This window comes from Allobosea sp. CER48, from assembly GCF_044752385.1.
Lineage (GTDB): Bacteria > Pseudomonadota > Alphaproteobacteria > Rhizobiales > Beijerinckiaceae > Allobosea.
The window spans coordinates 1-1,241 of the sequence record NZ_JBIWYK010000694.1; the positions used below are offsets into that span (position 1 = coordinate 1).

Consider the following 1,241-nt stretch of genomic DNA (forward strand, 5'->3'; position numbering starts at 1 on the left):
GCGCTGCGCGCGACCTGTCCCAGACGCCGGGCGCCCTTTCGCGAATGCAAGGGCGGGGTCGTTGTCGAGCGTCCGGTGCTCGCCTATGTCTGTCGTCCCGAACCTGTCGCTCCCGGCCGCCGCCGGCGGGCCGCGGGTCTTCATGTCTGTTCTGCCGGAGCGCCCATGGCTCGCGACGTGTCCGATTCGACCCCGATCGGTTCGAAGGATGAACTGATCTCCTGGATCGCAGCCGGCGAGAAACCGGAATCGTCATTCCGCATCGGCACCGAACACGAGAAGTTTCCGTTCTATCGCAGCGATCTGGCGCCGGTTCCCTATGAGGGGCGCGCAGGCGCGGGCGGCATCCGCGCCCTGCTCGAAGGCATGCAGCAGCGCCTCGGCTGGGAGCCGATCCTCGATGCCGGCCACATCATCGGCCTTGCCGGCCCCGATGGCGGTGGCGCGATCTCGCTGGAGCCCGGCGGCCAGTTCGAGCTGTCGGGCGCCCCGCTCGCCTCGCTGCACGAGACGCAAAGCGAGCTTGCCGCCCATCTCGCCGATGTGAAGGCGGTCGCCGCACCGCACGGGATCGGCTTCGTCGCGCTCGGCGCTTCGCCGCTCTGGACCCGGGCCGAAACGCCGGTGATGCCCAAGGGCCGTTACAAGATCATGGCGAACTACATGCCGAAGGTCGGCACGCGCGGCCTCGACATGATGTTCAGGACCTGCACCGTGCAGGTCAATCTCGACTTCGCCACCGAGGCCGACATGGTGCGCAAGCTTCGGGTCTCGCTCGCGCTGCAGCCTCTGGCGACGGCGCTTTTCGGCTCGTCGCCGTTCCTGGAGCGCAAGCTCAACGGTTTCCAGTCGATGCGCTCCGAGATCTGGCGCGATACCGACAATGCCCGCTCGGGCATGATCGCCTTCGCCTTCGACGAGGGCATGTCCTATGAAGGCTATGTCGACTGGGCGCTCGACGTGCCGATGTATTTCGTCAAGCGGGGCGACATCTATCACGACGTTGCGGGTGCCTCCTTCCGCGACCTGCTGGCCGGCAGGCTGCCGCAGCTGCCCGGCGAGCGCGCGACCATATCGGACTGGGCAAACCACCTCTCCACGCTGTTCCCGGAAGTCCGGCTGAAGCGCTTCCTCGAGATGCGCGGCGCCGATGCCGGGCCGCCGGAGATGCTGACGGCTCTGTCTGCCTTCTGGGTCGGATTGCTCTACGATCGTTCGGCACTCGATGCGGCCTGGGACCT

At 67.2% G+C, this 1,241-nt stretch carries 1 protein-coding gene; it reads left to right on the forward strand.

The window, feature by feature from the left end; all coding sequences use genetic code 11:
• Window positions 1-165: 165 nt before the first annotated feature.
• Window positions 166-1,241 (forward strand): glutamate--cysteine ligase (locus ACIPIA_RS16625; RefSeq protein ID WP_400511080.1); only part of this gene is annotated, 1,076 nt, incomplete at its 3' end.